This window comes from Sutcliffiella sp. FSL R7-0096, from assembly GCF_038595065.1.
In the GTDB taxonomy this organism is placed as follows: Bacteria; Bacillota; Bacilli; order Bacillales; family Bacillaceae_I; genus Sutcliffiella_A.
Map to the genome: position 1 here is coordinate 959,552 of NZ_CP152003.1, position 19,487 is coordinate 979,038.

21 protein-coding genes are annotated in these 19,487 nt (G+C 42.5%); 10 read left to right on the top strand and 11 right to left on the bottom strand.

Going from position 1 to position 19,487, the window contains the following annotated elements; translation table 11 throughout:
* The first annotated feature begins 25 nt into the window (after window positions 1-25).
* Window positions 26-160: a hypothetical protein gene (locus tag MKY77_RS04860; protein ID WP_339149158.1), complete on the top strand. Its 135-nt coding sequence runs from the start codon at window positions 26-28 to the stop codon at window positions 158-160.
* Between the two features lie 124 nt (window positions 161-284).
* Here MKY77_RS04860 and MKY77_RS04865 read toward each other — a convergent pair whose 3' ends face one another.
* The gene (locus tag MKY77_RS04865; RefSeq protein ID WP_339149159.1) at window positions 285-449 is read right to left on the bottom strand and encodes a hypothetical protein; all 165 of its coding nucleotides are present in this window, start codon (window positions 447-449) and stop codon (window positions 285-287) included.
* A gap of 352 nt (window positions 450-801) precedes the next feature.
* Here MKY77_RS04865 and MKY77_RS04870 point away from each other — a divergent pair, with 352 nt between their 5' ends.
* Window positions 802-1,230, top strand: coding sequence for a hypothetical protein (locus tag MKY77_RS04870; protein ID WP_339149160.1), 429 nt, complete (start codon window positions 802-804; stop codon window positions 1,228-1,230).
* Between the two features lie 425 nt (window positions 1,231-1,655).
* On the opposite strand, the gene MKY77_RS04875 is transcribed toward MKY77_RS04870, so the two are convergent.
* The 3 genes from MKY77_RS04875 to MKY77_RS04885 all read right to left on the bottom strand — a co-directional run bounded on the left by MKY77_RS04875 (window position 1,656) and on the right by MKY77_RS04885 (window position 3,557).
* A complete protein-coding gene (locus MKY77_RS04875) occupies window positions 1,656-2,522 on the bottom strand; it encodes a metal-dependent hydrolase (protein ID WP_339149161.1) in 867 nt (288 codons plus the stop codon).
* Window positions 2,523-2,909: 387 nt separating this feature from the next.
* Window positions 2,910-3,074 carry a hypothetical protein gene (locus tag MKY77_RS04880; protein ID WP_339149162.1) on the bottom strand — a complete coding sequence of 55 codons (165 nt, stop codon included), beginning with the start codon at window positions 3,072-3,074 and terminating at the stop codon, window positions 2,910-2,912.
* Between the two features lie 258 nt (window positions 3,075-3,332).
* On the bottom strand, window positions 3,333-3,557 hold the full coding sequence (locus MKY77_RS04885) for a DUF1128 domain-containing protein (protein WP_010191662.1): 225 nt from the start codon (window positions 3,555-3,557) through the stop codon (window positions 3,333-3,335).
* A 163-nt stretch (window positions 3,558-3,720) separates the two neighbouring features.
* On the opposite strand from MKY77_RS04885, the gene MKY77_RS04890 reads away from it, so the two are divergent.
* From MKY77_RS04890 to MKY77_RS04900, 3 genes are read left to right on the top strand one after another with little or no spacing between them, the layout of a single operon-like run.
* Window positions 3,721-4,194 carry a low molecular weight protein-tyrosine-phosphatase gene (locus MKY77_RS04890; protein ID WP_339149163.1) on the top strand — a complete coding sequence of 158 codons (474 nt, stop codon included), beginning with the start codon at window positions 3,721-3,723 and terminating at the stop codon, window positions 4,192-4,194.
* Window positions 4,195-4,207: 13 nt separating this feature from the next.
* Entirely contained in the window at window positions 4,208-4,564 is a 357-nt protein-coding gene (locus MKY77_RS04895; RefSeq protein WP_339149164.1) for a YtxH domain-containing protein, read from the top strand.
* 54 nt (window positions 4,565-4,618) lie between these two features.
* Complete coding sequence (locus tag MKY77_RS04900; RefSeq protein WP_339149165.1) at window positions 4,619-5,440, top strand: YihY/virulence factor BrkB family protein; 822 nt, start codon at window positions 4,619-4,621, stop codon at window positions 5,438-5,440.
* A gap of 429 nt (window positions 5,441-5,869) precedes the next feature.
* On the opposite strand, the gene MKY77_RS04905 is transcribed toward MKY77_RS04900, so the two are convergent.
* Window positions 5,870-7,771: a heavy metal translocating P-type ATPase gene (locus MKY77_RS04905; protein ID WP_339149166.1), complete on the bottom strand. Its 1,902-nt coding sequence runs from the start codon at window positions 7,769-7,771 to the stop codon at window positions 5,870-5,872.
* Between the two features lie 266 nt (window positions 7,772-8,037).
* Here MKY77_RS04905 and MKY77_RS04910 point away from each other — a divergent pair, with 266 nt between their 5' ends.
* Window positions 8,038-8,988: a DMT family transporter gene (locus tag MKY77_RS04910; protein WP_339149167.1), complete on the top strand. Its 951-nt coding sequence runs from the start codon at window positions 8,038-8,040 to the stop codon at window positions 8,986-8,988.
* Window positions 8,989-9,052: 64 nt separating this feature from the next.
* Here MKY77_RS04910 and MKY77_RS04915 read toward each other — a convergent pair whose 3' ends face one another.
* Both MKY77_RS04915 and MKY77_RS04920 read right to left on the bottom strand, forming a co-directional pair.
* On the bottom strand, window positions 9,053-9,202 hold the full coding sequence (locus MKY77_RS04915; protein WP_339149168.1) for a BH0509 family protein: 150 nt from the start codon (window positions 9,200-9,202) through the stop codon (window positions 9,053-9,055).
* 520 nt (window positions 9,203-9,722) lie between these two features.
* Window positions 9,723-10,895, bottom strand: a complete 1,173-nt coding sequence (locus tag MKY77_RS04920) for an MFS transporter (RefSeq protein WP_339149169.1) — start codon at window positions 10,893-10,895, stop codon at window positions 9,723-9,725.
* A gap of 375 nt (window positions 10,896-11,270) precedes the next feature.
* Here MKY77_RS04920 and MKY77_RS04925 point away from each other — a divergent pair, with 375 nt between their 5' ends.
* The 4 genes from MKY77_RS04925 to MKY77_RS04940 all read left to right on the top strand — a co-directional run bounded on the left by MKY77_RS04925 (window position 11,271) and on the right by MKY77_RS04940 (window position 14,103).
* Window positions 11,271-11,657, top strand: coding sequence for an OsmC family protein (locus MKY77_RS04925; RefSeq protein WP_339149959.1), 387 nt, complete (start codon window positions 11,271-11,273; stop codon window positions 11,655-11,657).
* Between the two features lie 117 nt (window positions 11,658-11,774).
* Window positions 11,775-12,521, top strand: a complete 747-nt coding sequence (map, locus tag MKY77_RS04930) for a type I methionyl aminopeptidase (RefSeq protein ID WP_339149170.1) — start codon at window positions 11,775-11,777, stop codon at window positions 12,519-12,521.
* A gap of 76 nt (window positions 12,522-12,597) precedes the next feature.
* Window positions 12,598-13,044, top strand: coding sequence for a DUF4385 domain-containing protein (locus MKY77_RS04935; RefSeq protein WP_339149171.1), 447 nt, complete (start codon window positions 12,598-12,600; stop codon window positions 13,042-13,044).
* Window positions 13,045-13,122: 78 nt separating this feature from the next.
* Window positions 13,123-14,103, top strand: a complete 981-nt coding sequence (locus MKY77_RS04940) for a BadF/BadG/BcrA/BcrD ATPase family protein (protein WP_339149172.1) — start codon at window positions 13,123-13,125, stop codon at window positions 14,101-14,103.
* Window positions 14,104-14,793: 690 nt separating this feature from the next.
* Here the strand turns inward: MKY77_RS04940 and MKY77_RS04945 are convergent.
* The 4 genes from MKY77_RS04945 to MKY77_RS04960 all read right to left on the bottom strand — a co-directional run bounded on the left by MKY77_RS04945 (window position 14,794) and on the right by MKY77_RS04960 (window position 19,450).
* Window positions 14,794-16,116, bottom strand: coding sequence for a (Fe-S)-binding protein (locus tag MKY77_RS04945; protein WP_339149173.1), 1,323 nt, complete (start codon window positions 16,114-16,116; stop codon window positions 14,794-14,796).
* Window positions 16,113-17,525: a glycolate oxidase subunit GlcD gene (gene glcD, locus MKY77_RS04950; protein ID WP_339149174.1), complete on the bottom strand. Its 1,413-nt coding sequence runs from the start codon at window positions 17,523-17,525 to the stop codon at window positions 16,113-16,115. The genes MKY77_RS04945 and glcD overlap by 4 nt, the downstream gene beginning before the upstream one ends.
* 97 nt (window positions 17,526-17,622) lie before the next feature.
* The gene (locus tag MKY77_RS04955; protein WP_339149175.1) at window positions 17,623-18,741 is read right to left on the bottom strand and encodes a sugar diacid recognition domain-containing protein; all 1,119 of its coding nucleotides are present in this window, start codon (window positions 18,739-18,741) and stop codon (window positions 17,623-17,625) included.
* Between the two features lie 289 nt (window positions 18,742-19,030).
* The gene (locus MKY77_RS04960; protein ID WP_339149176.1) at window positions 19,031-19,450 is read right to left on the bottom strand and encodes a pyridoxamine 5'-phosphate oxidase family protein; all 420 of its coding nucleotides are present in this window, start codon (window positions 19,448-19,450) and stop codon (window positions 19,031-19,033) included.
* Between the last annotated feature and the right edge of the window lie 37 nt (window positions 19,451-19,487).

Sequence of the window (19,487 nt, forward strand, 5' to 3'; positions counted from 1 at the left end):
TCTAACGAATAGAGGCGATTGAAACATGCAAAAAACAGTGGGAAAAACGAAAAAAGGGCTCGATGTCAGGAAGATTGTAGATAAATACAAAGCAAAAGGAATTAAAGTGGATGTTGTAAAGCCAAGACTGGATCTGATCAAAGGGTTAAGCCCACAATAATTGTTAGTCACTCCCCCCATTATATATATAAACGACCTGAAGCCATGATGGCCAGGTCGTTTTGTTGTAGACAAAAATAAAAAACCGGACATTTGTCACGGTTTTCCATCAAGGTTGATCTATGCTATTTCGTAATTAACTCTCGTACCATGTATTTTTGATAGATATGAATGATTTCTTCATCATCCATCCCTAAAACTTCTTCACGCAGGTGGCCTTTGTTGGTTAAAGTTTGTTCTACACTTTCACGTTCCATGTCGGTTAAAAAGTATCTCTTTGAAACTATCATCCTCTAGCACCTCGTTTGTTTTTTAGTATTTAACTATACTATTCCCAGATTAGTAGAATAATATACCTAAAACATCAAAAAAATCGAAAAGGATTTTTTATGTTCAAACTAATGATGATTTCCGTTCCAGGTGTTCACCTTCCGCGGGGCGGTGTTTGAGCCTCCTCGTTTTTGTCTGTGGAGTCTCAAGTCTACCTCTACCTCCCGCAGGATTAAGAATATTATTTTGGTAAAATTTTACTATAAAAGGTAAGGTTTTTGTATTTATTTGCGTTACTATACAACAGGTAATTGAAAATAGGATTGGGTTTTTGTCAAAATTATTTTCGATAATTGAAGGAGGAAAACTAATATGGATTTCCAAACATTAATAACCTGGAATGGAACTTTATATTATGATCAAATTACTGAATTGGAAGATGGAACTTTAAGAATCAAAGTGAAGTTCTTGCGAAATGAGAAGGAAAAGATAAAAAGTATTAATACCTCCTCAATCTCTCCAAATGATGAGTTATCCATTTTTCAATTAGATTTTCCAACAATTGTTTCTTATTTAGTTATTGACGAAGCATATACTTCTTTGCAAGATAGCGAGGTTTTTGATGGTGAAATTTTCAGAGTCTACAAAAAATCCAGATATTTAGATTTTATCCAAGCGCAAACATATGCATTAGAAATAGAACCGCAAAAATCTTATACGCATTATCAAATTCCAACAATGGATTATGTAATTGATGTAGTGTCTTTTGTTGAACCGATTATAACTCAAATTGATGATTGATCAAAGAGACCCATTTATTCTAAAATGGGTCTCAGACTGTTGACAAACTATAAACTATTTAGTTATCTGTTGGAAGAGTTGATCTTCGTTGCAGGAGCTTCGCTTTCCGCGGGCAGTCCGGAAGCCTCCTCGGGCTACGCCCTGCGGGGTCTTCCATGTCCTTTCCTCCCGCAGGAGTCTTCGCTCCTTCCACTCCGATCAACTAGAGAATTTCATTATTTTAACCTTTGTCTACACACTTAGACCCATTTATTCTAAAATGGGTCTCTTATTATAAAAGAAACCAGCCTTAAGGGGTTGCACCATAGTATTTTTTAAAAGGCTGGCCAGGAGTCACGAGACCCCAAGGAACGTGGAAAGTGAAGAAGATAATGAGAAAAACCTGCTCAAATTTGAGGGCGGCCCTAATACCCGAAAGTACATCATTATTGTTTTTCCATATACTCAAATAAAAATGATTGTCCGTTGCGATAAAATCTTGGGTCGTATATGCCGAGTCTTTGGTCGTCGTCCACGATAACAACGAAGGGGGACCACTCGTAGAGCGTTTTCGCTTCCGGTACTTGTGTGAAGAGTTCGTTTAGGTCGGCTTCATCAGCGGACTCGAGTGTGTATTGCAATTGTGGTGAAGTGAACAATGCATCATCGATTATCTCGACGGATTGCTCATTTTTTCCGATAACTGTGAAATGCCATGGTAGAAAGCTGGCGGATAAGGCAACCTGCTCGTATTTATCTTCATACTGTTTATACAATAGGTATCCTTGGCTTGTCTGAATGGTGACGTGTGCAAGGATTAAAATCCAAACTAGTCGGTACAGGAGATGTCTTTCTTTGTTCCAAAGCTTTCTTGCAAAAAAGGCGATGGCAATGATCGTCCAAATGACAAAGTCCACAATCGGAATCGTACCAAAGGTAATCCGTATGGAGGAGAACGGTTCTAAATACCCCGTGCCCCATGCGTTGAACAGATCTGCTGTGTTATGTATGAAAACGGCTATAAGCGGCACCCATAGAAATCGCCAATCTCTTCTTTTTAAAAACCAAATGCTGAGCAAGAAGAACAGTAATGCCCATATCGGCACCATGAATAAAGAATGTGTGATTCCTCTGTGCCACATCTGATACATTCCTTCTGTATCCCATAGACTGGATATGACATCGCTGTCCGGTATCTGGCTTGCTCCCACAGCGGATACAAACATCGCTATTTTTGTTTTTTTATCATCCTGTCGTTTATCCACAGCTCCATATATGGTCATACCAAATAGTGTGTGGGTGATTGTATCCATGGCGAAACCTCCCTAGTCGTGCAATAGGCCACTGAAAAACTACATTCTTTTAGAGGTCTGTATCATACCGCTGTTGATTTCCGCAAACGGCTTCGCTTACCCTGATGGCGACCTTGAGCCTCTTCGGGCTAACCGCCCTGCGGGGTCTCAAGATTGTCGCTACCCTCCCGCTGGAGTCTTCGCCTATTGCTCCAATCAACAGCTAGAAATCATCTAAAAGATATGCTATTAGGTTCTTTAGTGGCCTAATCATGCGTCCAACTATTTCCTATAATTCATTTTACCTTAAAAGAAGGAAATAAAAAAAGAAACAACCCTCTAGAGGCTGCTTCAGAGTATTTTAATATATTTTCCTGTTGTTTTTGTTCCAGACGCTTTCCTGCACTATCAATGTATCGCTTTTGTTTCTTCTTCTGTCGGTTCTGGAGGCAGAGGATCGATTTCAATGGCATCTTTTTTGTTCAATCCTTGAGCGACGTTGTAAAGAAAAATTCCCATTAATAAAAATAATAATAAGACAAATCCAATGGTTGCTGCATATAGAAAAATCATGATTATCCCCCCTCTGTACACTTATATGCACAAGCTAGTAGGGGTATTACTTCAAACAAAGGGAGATACGTATAGGAACAAAAAAACATCTACCGAAGTAGGTGTTTTCAGACTGTTGACAAACAATAAACTAGTTAGGTTATCTGTTGGAAGAGTTGATCTTCGTTGCAGGAACTTCGATCAACTAGAGAATTTCATTAATTTAAGCTTTGTCTACAAACTAAAACACCTACCGAAGTAGGTGTTTTCAGGTTAGTGTTATTGTTTTCGTAAGTTCCCAAGCTCTTCTGCAATCGCCTGCATTTCGTTCGGACTGAAGGAAGGTTTTCTCATGACAAGTTCGTAAATATCCTTAAGTTCTTCGTACATTTCTTCATCAAAGTGAGATGGTTTGATGGCACCCAGGTTTAAAACCTTTAATTTGCCTTTGATGGCTTCGATCATATATTCTACATTTTCGGTTGATTTTTCTGTTAAGTTCATTTTTGAACCGTCCTTTCGTACAGAAGCTTTTCCTTATTTTATCATGAATTGATGAAAAACAGTATCTTCTTCTGGGAAGTGGGGTATTAAACCATTACAAGATTCGTGAAAGTTACGAAATATGTTTATAATAAGGATAAGACGCTCGGAAGGGAGAAGTATTATGATACGTGTGCTATTTGTATGTTTAGGAAACATATGCAGATCTCCCATGGCGGAAGCGGTATTTCGGCATGAGGTGGAGAAACAGGGGTTGACGGACAAGATTGAAGTGGATTCTGCCGGGACCGGAGATTGGCATATTGGACATGCTCCTCATGAAGGAACAAGAAACCTGTTGGATGAAAAGAAGATAAGCTATGAGGGAATGGAAGCTCGACAGGTGAAGGAACAGGACCTCAGCGGATTTGACTATATCATTGCGATGGATGCCGATAACATGGGGAATTTGAGAAGAATGGCAGGCTATGGTAAAGCCGGCTTCATCGGACGGTTACTTGACTTTGTACCGGAGAGCCAAGTCAGTGATGTACCTGACCCTTATTTTACCGGGAATTTTGACGAAGTGTATGACATGGTTCAGGCAGGCTGTCAAAACCTGCTGGATACGATAAAAAAAGAAAAATTAAACGGATAGGAGAGAGGATAAGATGGGGAACAAAAATAGATTATTGGACGGCATGCTGATTGGGGCACTTGTAGGCGGTGCGATTGCTTTGTTAGATAAAAATACAAGATCTACCGTCATACATAATGGGAAGTGTGTTGGTGGAAAATTAAAATATGCCGTGCAGCATCCCCAGGAAGTTGCCGATGCCGTTCGCATGCGTATTGAAACGGTGAAAACGACAGTGGATGAAGTATCCAATGATATAGATTACCTAAGACTAAAAGTGAATCAATTGAAGGAAACGACACCTCAAGTGTTGGAAATCGTGAATGAAACAAAAGAAGTCATCTCAAAACATTTGGATTCTGCTGAGCATAAAAGTAAAAACCTGTCGTAAGCAGGACGTGCTCACAATAGAATAGAGTAAAAGATAAGTGCTGGAGGAAAGTGAATGGGAATATTACGTTTTGGAAAGCAACTGTTTCAGCGCCTGGACAGGAATGAAGCATTGGGGATGTCAGCAGAGTTAGCGTACTTTTTCTTATTGTCTCTTTTTCCATTTCTTATTTTTTTACTCACCCTGATTGCCTATATTCCAATCACCCAAGAAGATGTACTCGGGGTAATCCGGCAATATGCACCGGGTGATACAATGAAGCTGATTGAGACCAATGTGGTCAGAATCTTGAATGAACAACGTGGCGATTTGCTTTCCTTCGGGATCATTGCGACCATCTGGTTTGCCTCTAATGGAATCAATGCTATCGTCAGGGCTTTCAACCGTGCTTTTGACGTGAATGAAAACAGACATTTTTTCATTGTCAGAGGAACGGCTATCTTGCTCACATTGGCCATGGTATTCGTTATCATTGTGGCATTATTGTTACCTGTGTTTGGACGGGAAATAGGATTGTTCATTTTCTCCTCTTATGGTCTTTCTGATGAGTTTCTTACGATTTGGAATACGATTAGATGGGGAGTCAGTTTCGTGATATTGTTTTTTGTATTCAGCTGTCTTTATTTGGCTGCACCTAATATACATTTGCGGCTTAAAGATGTGCTCGCCGGCTCCTTGTTCGCTACAGTTGGCTGGATGTCTGCGTCATTATTATTTTCTTACTATGTGAGCAACTTCGGGAACTATACAGCCATGTATGGTAGCCTTGGAGGGATCATTGTGTTATTGGTATGGTTTTATATTTCTGGGCTTATGATTATCATTGGTGGAGAGATCAATGCCATTTTGTTGGAATGGAAGAAGAGCTTTGTTTGATAAAATATTCCCAGATAACTTTTAGGTTATAATGGGAAAGCTATGTTTGAAAGATACTCTAACTAATCTGGAGGGAACTTTCATGACAAAGCATACGAAAAAAGATGGCGGTACGAAGCAAAACTCCAAGCACAAACCGAAGAATAAAACTTCTGGAAGTGCGAATGGTCAGAACGGTTACCACTAGAAGCACAAAAAAGCAGCGAGGCTTGCACGCCCGCTGCTTTTCTAATTGGCTTTTTTCGTAAACTTTGTTGCTTTTACGTATTTTTAAACCGACCGTTGTATTCATTACTGTCAGCTCTTTTCCCTGCAATACTTATATGCTACTTGCATGTCTAGAGTAAGTATGCAGTAAAAAGTCCAATTGCCGACTTTTTACCAGTGAATAGCAACAACCTTTGAGAAAAAAGCTTTCCTATTTCATACCTACCTCAATAATCGCAGACCATTTAAAATAACCAAGATCGTGCTTCCTTCATGACCGATTACACCAAAAGGAAGGTCAATGATTTGAAGGAAGTTCGAGCTGATAAGGAGCATGATCACCACAATGGAGAAGATGACATTCTGTTTGATGATGCGGTTCATTCGCTTGGAAAGCTTGATGGCTTCCGCTATCTTTTCTAAATCGTTCTTCATCAATACGACATCTGCAGTCTCTAATGCCACATCGGTTCCTTCTCCCATAGCAATACCGACATTTGCGGTAGCCAAAGCGGGAGCATCGTTGATTCCATCACCGACCATCCCAACAATCTGGTATTCGTCTTTAAGGGTATTGACTGTTTCTACCTTTGTTTCAGGCAGGCATTCCGCCACGAACTTCTGGATGGCTGCTTCTTTGGCGATGGCCTCTGCTGTAAGCTTGCTGTCACCAGTGATCATGATGGATTGGACCTGAAGTGCCTGCAATTGCTGGATAGCCTTCACGGTTTCTTTGCGGATGACATCTTTTAATGCAAGCATTCCGACAATTCCCTCACCATCTTTTACATATACCACGGTTTTACCTGATTTCGTCAGTGTATCCGCCATTCCGTCTCTAAAAGTATAAGCGTACTCAGAACCGACAAAATCCGCTTTTCCAACATAGTATTCCTTTTCATGAAGGCGACCTTTCACACCCCAACCAGCTTTGTCATCCAATTGATCCGGACGTTGCAAGGCTTTTGTACTTTTTTTCTTCGCGTATGCGGTGATGGCCTGTGCCAATGGATGATTGGAGTAGCTTTCAATAGAGCCGACGATGTACAGGAATTCCTCCTCAGTCATTCCATCCCGGACGACAACATCAGTCACTTCCGGCTTACCTTTTGTGAGCGTGCCTGTTTTATCAAAAGCAATGGCTTGAAGGTGGCTCAGGTTCTCGAGGTGGACTCCACCTTTGAACAAAATTCCTTTCCGCGCACCATTGGAGATGGCAGATAAAGTTGCCGGCATGATAGAGGCAACAAGTGCACATGGTGAAGCAACAACTAGAAGAATCATGGCACGGTAAAATGTTTCATTCCAGCTCCAACCCAAAAGGAAGTGGGGGAGAACCATCATGATCGCTACTACACTTAAAACTACTTTTACATAAGGTCCCTCAAAGCGCTCAAGAAACTGTTGAGATGGTGACTTTTCACTTTGCGCGTTCTGAACAAGGTTGATGATTTTTTGAAATAGGGTTTCTGTAGATAGTTTCGTCACTTCCACCACAATGGACCCGTTGATATTCATCGTGCCCGCATATACTCCATCCTCCACTTTTTTCTCCAAGGGAATGGATTCACCGGTGATGGCTGCTTCATCAATGGCCGATTCCCCACTGACGATCGTGCCATCTGTCGGAATCCTTTCGCCAGGTTTCACAAGGACACGGTCACCGATTGCGAGTTTGGAAATATGGACTCGTTCTTCGGAATCATCTGTGATTCTTAATGCTTCTTCAGGTTGGATGTCCATGAGGGCTGAAATTTCTTTCTGACTTCGGTTCATAGTGTATGTTTCAAGCGCGCCACTTAATGCGAAAATAAAGATGAGGATGGCGCCTTCCATCCAGTACCCGATGATTGCGGCACCGATGGCGGCAATGATCATCAGCATTTCCACATTCAGTTCTTTTTCCTCGATCGTATCCTGAATGCCTTCTTTTGCCTTAAAATACCCGCCTATCAGGAAGGCGAGAATGAAGATGGGGATGGCTGCGGTGTTAATGTCCATCCGGAGCAATAACCAACCGGTAAGAATAAGAATTCCTGAAATAATGGCAAAAATAAGTTCAATGTGGGTCGTGAATTTGTTCATGAATGTATCTTTGTTAGCATCTGTCGTCATTTCTTTCATATTTCCAACCTCCTAATTGAGAAAAATAATCAACATCAGTACCCTTATTAAATGACGAAAGCTGCCATCAATGCGATAGCAGCAATACTTTATAAGGATGTTACTTTGTTGAGAGCAGTTATCAATAAATTATATTAATTATTATCTAATTTTTATTATAGATTAAATACTTGAAGATATCCACTATTAATTCTTTTCCAAGACTATACAGTATGTAGGTAATGGATATTCTGTGTATAATGTAGCTTGGAGAGAAGGTGAATGCCTTGACGGCTGAAAGATTTTTCACGAGCAGGCTTGGCATTATTGCAGCTGCGATATTGGCTACTTTTCTATGGGGAAGTGCATTTCCAGCAATTAAGCTGAGCTATACTGCTTTAGATATAGGTGCTAGTGACTACGATAAACAGCTTCTATTTGCAGGTTATCGCTTCCTGCTCGCAGGATTGATGATCTTTTTATTTTTTACCCTATTTAAGCAATCGCTAAAACTAAGGCGGCAGACCATTGTCCCTTTGGTGCAGCTTGGATTTATGCAGACATTTTTACAGTACCTGTTATTCTATTTCGGGTTAAGTTATTCAACGGGAATGCAGGGGGCGGTCATTGCAGGAACAGCATCGTTTTTTCAGATTCTATTTGCACATTTTTTATATGCCGATGACTCTTTATCGATCAGGAAATGGCTTGGAATCGCATTAGGCTTTGCTGGAGTGCTAGTGGTGAATCTGCCAAAAGCGGGAGCTGGTCTTCAGTTTGGGATAGGGGAGCTGTTGTTGCTGCTAGCGATGATGGCTTCTGCGTATGGGAACATCATGGCACGGGAACGGGCAGCGACGATGGATATTTCTTACTTAACAGCGTACCAGATGCTTTTCGGTTCAGTTGGGTTAATTGTTATCGGAGGAGTAAGTGCAGGATTCCTCCCATTTGCATTTGATCTATATACCATTGGGCTTGTGATATATCTGGCATTCTTGTCAGCAGCGGGCTTTGTGTTATGGAACAATGTAATGAAGTACAACAAGGTCGGGAAGGTCTCCATGTATTTGTTTATGGTCCCCGTATTTGGTGTTATGTTGTCAGCGGTCTTCTTGGATGAAGTGATGCATTATACGATCCTGATCGGACTGACGTTGGTGGTGTTGGGAATTATTATAGTCAACAGACAAAAGTCAGTTAGAGGGCAAAAAGAAAAACTGCAATCCTCCCCTTAAAGTGGGGGATTGCAGTTTTTTTATTGGGTTAGCTAAATGATGAAAGGTGATGCCAGGAAATATCTTATAAGCTTTGATGAATCATCATTTGTTCGTACACATTATTGTATAAGTGCTCGATATCTGCATCCGTCATAAATGCCAATGTCTCACGATCCGCTTTCTTCATCACTTCAATAAAATTAATCATGTTTTTACGTTCCTGTCTGCTCATGTTCCTTCCTCCTCCTTTGTATTAGTACAGTTTGCATTTAATTAATATTATTATATAACAGAATATTTAGAAATGGAACAACTTTTTGAAAGTTTTTAAAAAAAGGCTTAAAAGGGGTCAGACCCCTTTTAATGCAGTAACGAGTTGATATGGTGAAGTTAGTGCTTGTTTGATGGCAGTGGATGTTGAGGGTATATAGTACTTTTGTCACGAAAAGATGTTCCTATTTTTGGGTTGTTTGATATAATTGTATATATTTGGTTTTGTTTGGCGGATTAGATGAAAAGCGGGAGTTATATGAAATGAGGGGAAAGAATGTTTTTCAAGAAAACATGCTATTTTTGCAAAAAGAAATTAAAAGCCTATTTTACTTATAAGGAGAAGAACAAAAAGATCCATTGCTGTACTCTTTGCAAGACCTATGCTGATAGACGGGCATTTGCCACTTACAAGTAAAAATACAAAAAGGTTCATCCCTTAGCATTATATGCTTGGTGATGAACCTATTATTAAAAGACTTCTACCCCTTCACTGCAACCAACCCGCGCTCCCCGAATGAATAGGTCAAAAGGAAGATCACGAACAACAAAAAGCTGATGATGTGAAAGAAGCTGATATCGGAAAAGAAATGGATGAACAATCCACCAAAGAATGGACCGCCTAAACTCCCGATGCTGAAGGCAATTCCGCACATAAGGTTACCTGTCGGAAGCAGGTTCTTTGGCATTAGATCTGTCATGTAGCTGATACCGAGCGAGAAGGTGGATCCGACAAGCATTCCTGCGATGAAGATGCATACCGCCAAGGCAATGAAAGTTCCTTCTAAAAAGCTTGCCGTCACAAAACTTAAGCAGCCAAGAGACAGAATGACGAGCAGGATATTCCGCCGGCCAAATTTATCACTTAATATCCCGAGCGGAAGCTGAAACACAATCCCTCCAATGGCAAAGGATGCAAGTAAGATGGAAACACTCCCTACCTCGATTCCGTTACGCAATGCATAAATCGGGAAGCTTCCATTCAAGGATGCTTCCAAAAATCCATATCCCAGTGGAGGAAGAAACGCAATCCATCCGTACTTCCAGGCCTTGCGGAAGCGTTTGATGGTTTCGAAAAAGGAGTTTACTCCTATTTCCTGTTCAGGGTGTTCATTTTTTAGGAAGAACAGGAAGACCCAGCCGATTAAGCACAGCAGGGAAGATACGATGAATGGCAGTGCCTGGTTGATTTCCACAAGCGGTGTCATCAAAGGACCCGTGGCAAAACCGATTCCAAAGAATACTCCATAGAGGGAGATGTTTCTTCCGCGTACATTTTCGGGCGAAAACGATGTGATCCAGGTTTGGGTGGCAAAGTGTAAGGCATGATCTCCGATACCGATCAGTAAGCGGAGAACAAACCAAAACCAGAAGCTTTGCCACAATGGGAATAGGGCCAGCGAAACGACCACCAGGAAACCACCGACTAATATGACAGGTCTATAGCCATATTTGCGCAGAGGCTGTTCCATAAATGGGGATGCAAGTAAAATCCCGATATATAAAGCAGTAGCATTTAATCCATTTAAGGTGGAGGATATGCCACTATTTTCAAAAATGACGGCAATTAAAGGGAGCAGCATTCCTTGGCTGAAGCCGGAAACTGCGACAATGGATACGAGAATCCAAAAACGAAAACGATTCATATGATGCAACCTCGAAAATTTAGTATTTTGACCATCCTTAATTCTACATAATTTAGGACCATTTTGGAATGGATAATACGTAGCAAACAAAAAACTGGCAGGACTATTTCGGGATTTGCTATTCTAAAGATAAGGCTCTTTTCTCAAAGTTTGTTGCTATTCTCTACTAAAAAGTCGGCAATTGGACTTTTTACTGCTTACATACTCTAAAAGGAGCAAGGTAGTTTCTTAAGTACGGCAGGGAAAAGAGCACGACAGTAAGGAAAATAACGGTTGATGGATACATTCGAAAAAGCAAAAAGTTTACGAAAAGAGCCTTTTATAAATACGAAAAGCAATAATATTTACGAAAAGATCCAAAGATTAAAAGGAGATGAGAAGCACATGGAATTTAAAATGAAAGAAGTGGGATTCACAACCAATCTTGAGTTTGGGGAGCTGCATGTTGCAGGGGATGAGCAATACGGTTTTCGCCCATATCAGCTGATGGTGTCTTCCATCGCAGTATGCAGTGGGGGAGTTTTGAAAAGCATCCTCAAGAAAAAACGCATGGAAATTGAAGACATCGCGATTAAAGCGGATGTCACCCGTAATGAAAAAGAAGCCAACCGTATCGAGAAAATACATATCCATTACACCATCAAAGGAAAGGATTTGGCAGAAAGCAAGATTGAGTCCGCTATTGAGCTTGCTAGCAAAAACTGTCCGATGGTCCAGTCTGTAAAAGGAAGTATTGTAATTGAAGAAACATTTGAGTTGAATATCTACTAAACATGAACCGCCATCCCGAGTGAGGGGTGGCGTTTCAAGTTTAAGAGACCTTTCGGATAATCTTGAATATAGTATGGAAGTAGGTAGTAATTATATCCTCATACAGGAGTAGATATTATGATTATCTTAAAATCAGAAAGAGAAATAATGATGATGGCGGAGGCGGGAAAACTACTGGCCGCCTGTCATGGGCGATTAGCGAAGTTGATTAAGCCAGGAATCACAACAATGGAAATCGACAGTTATGTGGATTCTTTTTTAAAAAAGAATGGAGCGAAGTCGGAGCAATACGGCTACAAGGGCTATCAATATGCAACATGTGCTTCCATCAACGATGAAATTTGTCATGGCTTTCCGAGGCAATCTCCGCTAAGAAAGGGGGATATGGTGACGATTGATATGGTGGTCAACTTGAATGGTTCGCTAGCTGACTCAGCCTGGACTTATGCTGTAGGAGAAGTGAGTGAGGCTTCAAAGAAGCTAATGGAGGTTACCAAAAATTCTTTGTATATAGGGATAGAACAGGCAGTTGCAGGAAACCGGTTAGGTGATATTGGGCATGCCATCCAGACCTATGTGGAGGGGGAAGGCTATTCTGTGGTGCGAGATTTCACGGGCCATGGAATCGGCAGGACCATCCATGAGGATCCGCAAGTATTGCATTTCGGTTCACCTGGTCGGGGCTTGCGCCTGAAGGAAGGGATGGTCATCACCATTGAACCAATGGTAAATGAAGGTACGTGGCACAGTAAAATGGATGAGAATGGCTGGACGGCAAGGACAGTGGACGGGAAGCTCTCGGCACAATATGAACATACAATTGCGATAACGAAGGATGGGCCGGTTATCTTGACCAAGCAGTAGGTAGGTGTAATAGCACATATCACTGCTTTTTATTTTGGAAAATAGGGTACATCCTATAGAAAAAGGAGGGGACCATATGGCATTTGATTATTCCTTGGATTTTGAAAAGATAGATTTTCGTGAGAAGCCAGAGCTATATCGTGTGGGGAGAGGGGAGCAAGGTGTTCTCTTAGTAGAGCCTTACAAAGGGGAGATTCTTCCACATTGGCGGTTCAAGACACCGGAGATAGCGAGGGAGTCCTCCGAAAAAATATATGAAATGTATCTTGAATACAAGAAACGGGATGATTTTGTGGGAATGGACATGGCAAGGAAGTTTCTTCAGATGGGCTATACAAGGGCAAGGCGCTATACGAACTATAAAGGGGGCAGAAAGTATGATGAAGATGGGAATGTAAAGGAGCGTCAGATAGATCAGGAAAAGGCGGAATCGGCAACGATCTTTGAAACACTGTGGAAGAAGGTAAGAACGGATGAGGAGTACTTGGAAAAAAAGAAGGAACATCAGAAGAAATACGGATAGATAATAAAAAGGATTCTTACAGGATATATAGAATGAGTTAGGTAGGCAATTGTAAAAATACAGCAAGGGGAGCAGCATATGATTATAGGGATTGATGGTGGAGGTACAAAGACGACAGGGGTTGTGGTGGACGCACAGGGAACGGTATTGAAAATGGCTACGGTCGGTCCGACCAACCCGAACAGTTCAAGCGAAGAAATTATTTTGACTCAACTGCAGGAACTCTTTTCTCAATTACTTCAAGGGAAGGCGCTTTCGGGGGTGGATTTGGTTTTTGCGGGAATATCCGGAGCGGAAAGCGGTGGCAAGAAGGAATGGTTTAAGGAGCTGTTGGTAAGCTTGCTAGGAGCTAAGCCGACAATCAACGTGGACAACGACGCCATTACAGCACTCTATTCCGAAACGAAGGGGGAGCCTGGAATCGTCTGTATCAGCGGGACTGGTTCCATTGCGTTCGGAGTGAATGAAAAACTCGAGCGTGGAAGAGTGGGCGGATGGGGTTATCTGATCAACGATGGATATAGTGGATTTACAATCGGAAAAAACATACTGGAGTACGTGTTTGAGAAATACGACGCAGGTGGCCAAGAACCTTGCCGGTTGACGGAGGAAGTATTGGGGCACTTCGGGGTGAGAGTAATGTCTGAGCTCGTGCCACTCGTGTATGAAATGGGGAAAACACGGGACAGGATTGCATCTTTGGCTCGAATTGCCGTTGTCAGGTCCAACCAGGGGGATCATTTGTGTACATCGTTCATAGAAGATGCGGCACGGGCGATGTTGAGGGATATCCACGTGTTATTTGAAAAGTTGATGAAGGATACTGCGGGTCAAAATAGTGTCCCAATCATTTTGACTGGCGGAATCGGCCAGCATGCAGAAGCGATGAAGGATTATTTACATAGCGAGGCTCATAGTGCAGGATTGCCATTTTTATTTAAGAGGGCAGCAATTCCTCCGATCGTGGGGACGGTGTATGCGGCTTTGCGGGAGAGTGGCGAAAAGGCTTCTGATGATTTTATTGCTAAGTTTGAGGGCTATTTTCAGTTTTGTAGATAAAGAAAAGACAGCAATGGTAGCTAGCCGTTGCTGTCTTTTTGCATGAGGTGGAAAATAAACCGGGAGATGTTGTGTAAAGTGCATAAAGACAATCTCGAGCGGAAAAAGCAGGTGAGATTGTCTTCATAGGGTGGTTAAAGACAATCTCGAGCAGAAAAAGCAGGTGAGATTGTCTTCATAGGGTGGTTAAAGACAATCTCGAGCAGAAAAAGCAGGTGAGATTGTCTTCATAGGGTGGTTAAAGACAATCTCGAGCAGAAAAAGCAGGTGAGATTGTCTTCATAGGGTGGATAAAGACAATCTCGAGCAGAAAAAGCAGGTGAGATTGTCTTCATAGGGAGGATAAAGACAATCTCGAGCAGAAAAAGCAGGTGAGATTGTCTTCATAGGGTGGTTAAAGACAATCTCGAGCAGAAAAAGCAGGTGAGATTGTCTTCATAGGGTGTTAAAGACAATCTCGAGCAGAAAAAGCAGGTGAGATTGTCTTCATAGGGTGGATAAAGACAATCTCGAGCAGAAAAAGCAGGTGAGATTGTCTTCATAGGGAGGATAAAGACAATCTCGAACGGAAAAATCATATGAGATTGTCATTACCTTACTGAAGCCCACCAACAGCAATTTATCATTCATCTAAAACAGTGCTGTATCGTCCAGCACCTGCCCTTCCATTCTATTAAGCAAGTTCTCCCGTCACTCCTCCAGCCCTTCCAATAAAAAGTCCGCAATATGAACGGCCCGAATCACTCCGGTCAGACCTTCACGCTCAATTCCAAGCTTCATTTGCAGCAAGCACCCCGGGTTCGCGGTCACGATGGTCGTCGCCTCACTTTCGGCAACTTTCTCCATTTTGTGGTACAATATCTGCATCGACATTTCGGACTCAACGATGTTGTAAATGCCAGCAGAGCCACAACAGCGGTCTCCGTCTTTCATTTCGTGAAATGTTGCGCCCTCTACCGATTGAAGCAAAATGCGTGGCTGAAGGAAGGTGCCCTGTACATTGCGAAGATGGCAGGAGTCCTGATAGGTGATCCGCTGTGGACGCACCCGCAGGTCTTTTTTATGAAACTCCAATTCTACCAAAATAGCCGATATATCCTTGATTTTCTCTTTAAAAGTAACCGCCCTCTCATACCAATCGGGATCATCTTTCAATAGATGGTCATAGTCGACAAGGAAGGCACCGCACCCGCCTGCATTGGTGATGATATAGTCGACTTCGAATTCCTCAAACGCAGCAATGTTCCGTCTGGCAAGTTCCTTGGCGCTATCTTTCTCCCCGCTATGTCCGTGAAGGGCACCACAACAATTTTGTGTCTCTGGTATCACAATCTCACAGCCGGCATGCTGTAGCAGTTTCATTGTGGCATTATTGGTCTCCATGAACATCGTATCCATCAGGCACCCGGAAAAGAAGGCTACTCGTTTTTTCTGTACTTCAAGTGCTGGGAGATGGGAAGGACGATCCTTCATTTCCTTCATGGTAGGAACTTTTGGTAGGACACGCTCCATGCTTGCCATGCTTTCCGGTAATAGCCTCAGCAATCCTGTATGATGAACGGCACTTTGTAGTCCGGAACGTTGATAGATTCCGAGAAAATTGGTCAAAACACGCATGCGATTTTGATGAGGGAAGAGTCCATTAAACGCAGTTTTCCTCAGCACCCTTACAGGCAGCGAATGCTTTTTATTCTGGTTGATGATGTCGCGTGCTTCCTCAAGAAGATGCCCATACTTCACACCGGAAGGACAAACCGGTTCACAAGCCCTGCAGCCCAGGCAGAGGTCAAGTGAACGTTCCACATCTTCGTCCGGCTCAATCACCCCATCCACAACGGCTTTCATAAGCGCTATTCGTCCACGTGGGGAGTGGGATTCCTTGAAGCCCGATTCTACATAGGTCGGACAGGAAGGGAGGCAGAACCCACAGCGCATGCAATTCAGCAATTCATCCTCATCCATGCGATTCTTGAATTCATCTTGAATGACTTGTTTCTCTTTTACTGAAGTCATCTGGAAACCACCACCCGTTTTCTCGATTCCTTCGCAAATACTTTTCCGGGATTCATAATGTTGTTCGTATCAAAAGCCAGTTTAATAGCTTTCATGGCAGCTATTCCCTCTGCGCCAAGCTTCCACTCCAGGTATGGTGCCTTCATGACACCTACTCCGTGCTCTCCTGTGATCGTTCCGCCAAGCTCGATCGCTTTTGCGAAGATGTCCTCGAATGCCGCTTCCACCCGTTCCATTTCCTCATGGTTCCGAGCGTCCGTCGCAACTGTTGGGTGAAGATTCCCGTCCCCTGCATGACCGAATGTACAGATTTTCACCTGGTGTTTAACCGCAATCTCATTGATGGCTTTTACCATCGTGGCAATTTCGGAACGAGGGACCGTTGCATCCTCGAGAATGGTCGTCGGCTTGAGCCTTGCCAGAGCGGAGAGTGCGGAGCGGCGAGCGGTACGCAGCGCTTCCGCTTCGATTTCCGTCTCTGCCGCTTGGACAGAAATAGCCTGCTCTGCCATACAAATCTCTTGGATTTTGGCCATATCCCTTGCCACCACTTCCTGCGGACCGTCTTGCTCAATCAGGAGAACCGCCTTCACATCTGTCGGCAGACCAATTTTCGCAAAATCCTCGACCACCTCAAGTGTTGGTTGATCAAGGAATTCCAGAGTTGCGGGGATGATTTTATTGGAAATGATCGCAGAAACTGTTTTTGCTGCTGCCTCGATATCCTGATACAAGGCAAGCATCGTCTGCTTCGTCTCTGGCATCGGCAAAAGCTTCAATGTCGCTTCCGTAATGATGCAAAGTGTCCCTTCTGACCCGACAAACAACCTTGTCAAATCATAGCCGGCAACATCTTTCGCAAGCTTGCCGCCTGTTCGGATGATGTCACCATTCGGCATGACCGCTTCAAGTGCCAGGACATAGTCACGCGTTACCCCGTATTTCAATCCACGCAGACCGCCGGAATTTTCGTTAATGTTACCTCCGATGGTGGAGATCTTCATGGAACTCGGATCCGGTGGATAAAATAAGCCCTTCGCTTCGACAGCATGAATCATATCAAGCGTCACAAGGCCAGGTTGAACGGTGACTGTCAGGTTCTCTTCATCCAACTCGAGAAGCTTGTTCATGTGGGTAAACAAAAGCACGATCCCGCCTTCTGTTGGACAGGTTCCTGCACAAAGGTTGGTGCCAGATCCCCTAGGGACAAGCGGAACGCGGTGCTCGTTACACAGTTTCACGATTTTGGATACTTCCTCTGTATTCCTTGGAACGATGACAGCATCCGGCATCGCTTGGAAGTTAGGTGTGGCGTCGTAAGAATAGACAAGCTTTTCGGCTTGACTGTCCCGATAATTTTCAGGACCAACTATATCCTTTAATTGCTTTTTCAAACCTTCACTTATCATAAAATAAACCTCCCGGACTACGAATGTCTTTATCCTTATTTTATAAAAAGCGAAGCGGGAACTCTATGTATATTTATCTAAAAGAAACAAAGGTATACTACTGTTTATTTGTGGAATCATCCAAAAGTAAGAATGCGAGATAAAGGGTGGTCAAATCATGAGCCTTTTTAAGCTCCAAACCAGTCAAATTCTCTATTTTGCGCAATCGGTAATGCAATGTATTGATATGGATGTGCATTTCTTTGGCGGTTTCTTTCAAGGATAAATGACGGGTAAGATACACCTGAATGGTCTCGAATAATTCTTTATCGGCTATGATTGGCGAAAGGAGCCGCTGGGAGAACTCTTGCTTCACCTCCACCGGGATTGCTTGAAGGATCATTTCCAGGCGAAGGTCTTCTTCAAACGTAAGCGGTGCATCAGTAGAACAAGCATTCAACGCTCTTTCTGCTTCTGTGTACGAGTCTTTTAAGGAAGATAAGCTTCCTGCTTTCCCAATTCCCATAAACGCCGTTGCCCCGATATAGATTTGAAGTTGATGCAGCATATTTTTCAAAAATGCAAGAAGGGATTCCCGGCTATAAAAGTTATTGCTTGCGAGCAGTAAAATCATTCTATTCTGGCCCCATTGAACAAGAATATCTTCTTCCTTCAGATCCATATCCAATTTGGTAAAATGCCATCTTTTTGTTTCCATGAGTGCATCATCTGTCTGAAACTCTATCAAAATAACTTGCCGGTTCAATTCCATGTTTACACCTAGCAGTTCAGCGCGCTTTTTAATGGAAGTGGATGGTCCGTCTTTCAATAGCCAATCGAACACAAAGGTTTCAAGCGATCTTGCTTCCCACTCAAACTGGTCCTGATAGTAGTTTTCTTGGATCAATAACTCTGTCATTTTCTTGATCAATTCCCCGTATGGAAGTACTTTTTTTGGTGTTCCAGTTATACCGATGACGCCAACGACTTTTTGTTGATGAAAGAGAGGGAGGGTAATGCCAGCTTTTACGCCGGATAGTGTCGTTTCATCCTGTTTGGATATGATACGCATTTGTTTTTCGGAAGCGGCAAGAAATGCCCCTTCATGGTAATTTCCTATTCTATCAGCATCGGTGCTTGCGATGATGGTACCGGTTGTATCGACCATAATTAGATCTTCTTCTATAAAATTTTTCACTTCTCGTATGATTTTTTTTGCAAGGGATGTTCGTAGCAAAGTGAGACCTCCTATTAAAAAAAAGTGGCCTAACGAAGACCATATCGATTATTGCAGGTTTTCTTTTAGATTATCATAGAATTTATATTTCTAGATTGATTTCTGGGTTATTACATTCAAAATGCCTCAGAACTGCATTTTTTATAGTTTCTATACAGTAAAAAGTCCAATTGCCGACTTTTTACTAAAGAATAGCACCATTCATTGAGAAAAAAGCCATAAAAAAAGAAGAGTAATAATGATAAACTCTTCTTCTTTATGTTATAAAATGAACCACTAAAACAAGAAATTATCCTTCCAGAACCTCTGCCTCACTACCAGCCTTCTCATAATAACGAATCACTGACGGCGCCAACTTTAACAATAGATATTCCGGATCATCCGGGCTTTTGATCCATTCTGAAAGCTTCTCGTCCCAAAATTTCTTTTTTAACTCTGCACTGTCCTCAAAGCTTGCTTCCGCTTCGATTTCCGCGTAAGGCTCCTTCCAACTTGTACCTTCCATGCCTAAAAGTATATGTACATGTGGGTTCGCCTTGATGTCCTCTATTTTATGAGTGTGCTCGTTTGTTGCGCAGTACAAAACCAATTCTTCGTTGAAAAATAGCATGAATCGGGAATATGGACGGTCTCCCCTGATGGTGGCAAGCGTTCCGATTTTATGGTTGCTGAACATGGAGATGATCTTTTCCTTCAAGTCGGTAGTCATGGATATCCTCTACACCTTTCGTTTAAAAAGTTCTCCC

Bases quoted from the DNA above. Each gene is read 5' to 3' on its own strand.
- MKY77_RS04875 (WP_339149161.1), bottom strand. From the start codon at position 2,522: ATGGATACAATCACCCACACACTATTTGGTATGACCATATATGGAGCT.
- MKY77_RS04870 (WP_339149160.1), top strand. From the start codon at position 802: ATGGATTTCCAAACATTAATAACCTGGAATGGAACTTTATATTATGAT.
- MKY77_RS04915 (WP_339149168.1), bottom strand. From the start codon at position 9,202: ATGAGCAGACAGGAACGTAAAAACATGATTAATTTTATTGAAGTGATG.
- MKY77_RS04885 (WP_010191662.1), bottom strand. From the start codon at position 3,557: ATGAACTTAACAGAAAAATCAACCGAAAATGTAGAATATATGATCGAA.
- MKY77_RS04905 (WP_339149166.1), bottom strand. From the start codon at position 7,771: ATGAAAGAAATGACGACAGATGCTAACAAAGATACATTCATGAACAAA.
- MKY77_RS04890 (WP_339149163.1), top strand. From the start codon at position 3,721: ATGATACGTGTGCTATTTGTATGTTTAGGAAACATATGCAGATCTCCC.
- MKY77_RS04940 (WP_339149172.1), top strand. From the start codon at position 13,123: ATGATTATAGGGATTGATGGTGGAGGTACAAAGACGACAGGGGTTGTG.
- map (WP_339149170.1), top strand. From the start codon at position 11,775: ATGATTATCTTAAAATCAGAAAGAGAAATAATGATGATGGCGGAGGCG.
- MKY77_RS04925 (WP_339149959.1), top strand. From the start codon at position 11,271: ATGGAATTTAAAATGAAAGAAGTGGGATTCACAACCAATCTTGAGTTT.
- glcD (WP_339149174.1), bottom strand. From the start codon at position 17,525: ATGATAAGTGAAGGTTTGAAAAAGCAATTAAAGGATATAGTTGGTCCT.
- MKY77_RS04945 (WP_339149173.1), bottom strand. From the start codon at position 16,116: ATGACTTCAGTAAAAGAGAAACAAGTCATTCAAGATGAATTCAAGAAT.
- MKY77_RS04895 (WP_339149164.1), top strand. From the start codon at position 4,208: ATGGGGAACAAAAATAGATTATTGGACGGCATGCTGATTGGGGCACTT.
- MKY77_RS04960 (WP_339149176.1), bottom strand. From the start codon at position 19,450: ATGACTACCGACTTGAAGGAAAAGATCATCTCCATGTTCAGCAACCAT.
- MKY77_RS04900 (WP_339149165.1), top strand. From the start codon at position 4,619: ATGGGAATATTACGTTTTGGAAAGCAACTGTTTCAGCGCCTGGACAGG.
- MKY77_RS04880 (WP_339149162.1), bottom strand. From the start codon at position 3,074: ATGATTTTTCTATATGCAGCAACCATTGGATTTGTCTTATTATTATTT.
- MKY77_RS04860 (WP_339149158.1), top strand. From the start codon at position 26: ATGCAAAAAACAGTGGGAAAAACGAAAAAAGGGCTCGATGTCAGGAAG.
- MKY77_RS04935 (WP_339149171.1), top strand. From the start codon at position 12,598: ATGGCATTTGATTATTCCTTGGATTTTGAAAAGATAGATTTTCGTGAG.
- MKY77_RS04865 (WP_339149159.1), bottom strand. From the start codon at position 449: ATGATAGTTTCAAAGAGATACTTTTTAACCGACATGGAACGTGAAAGT.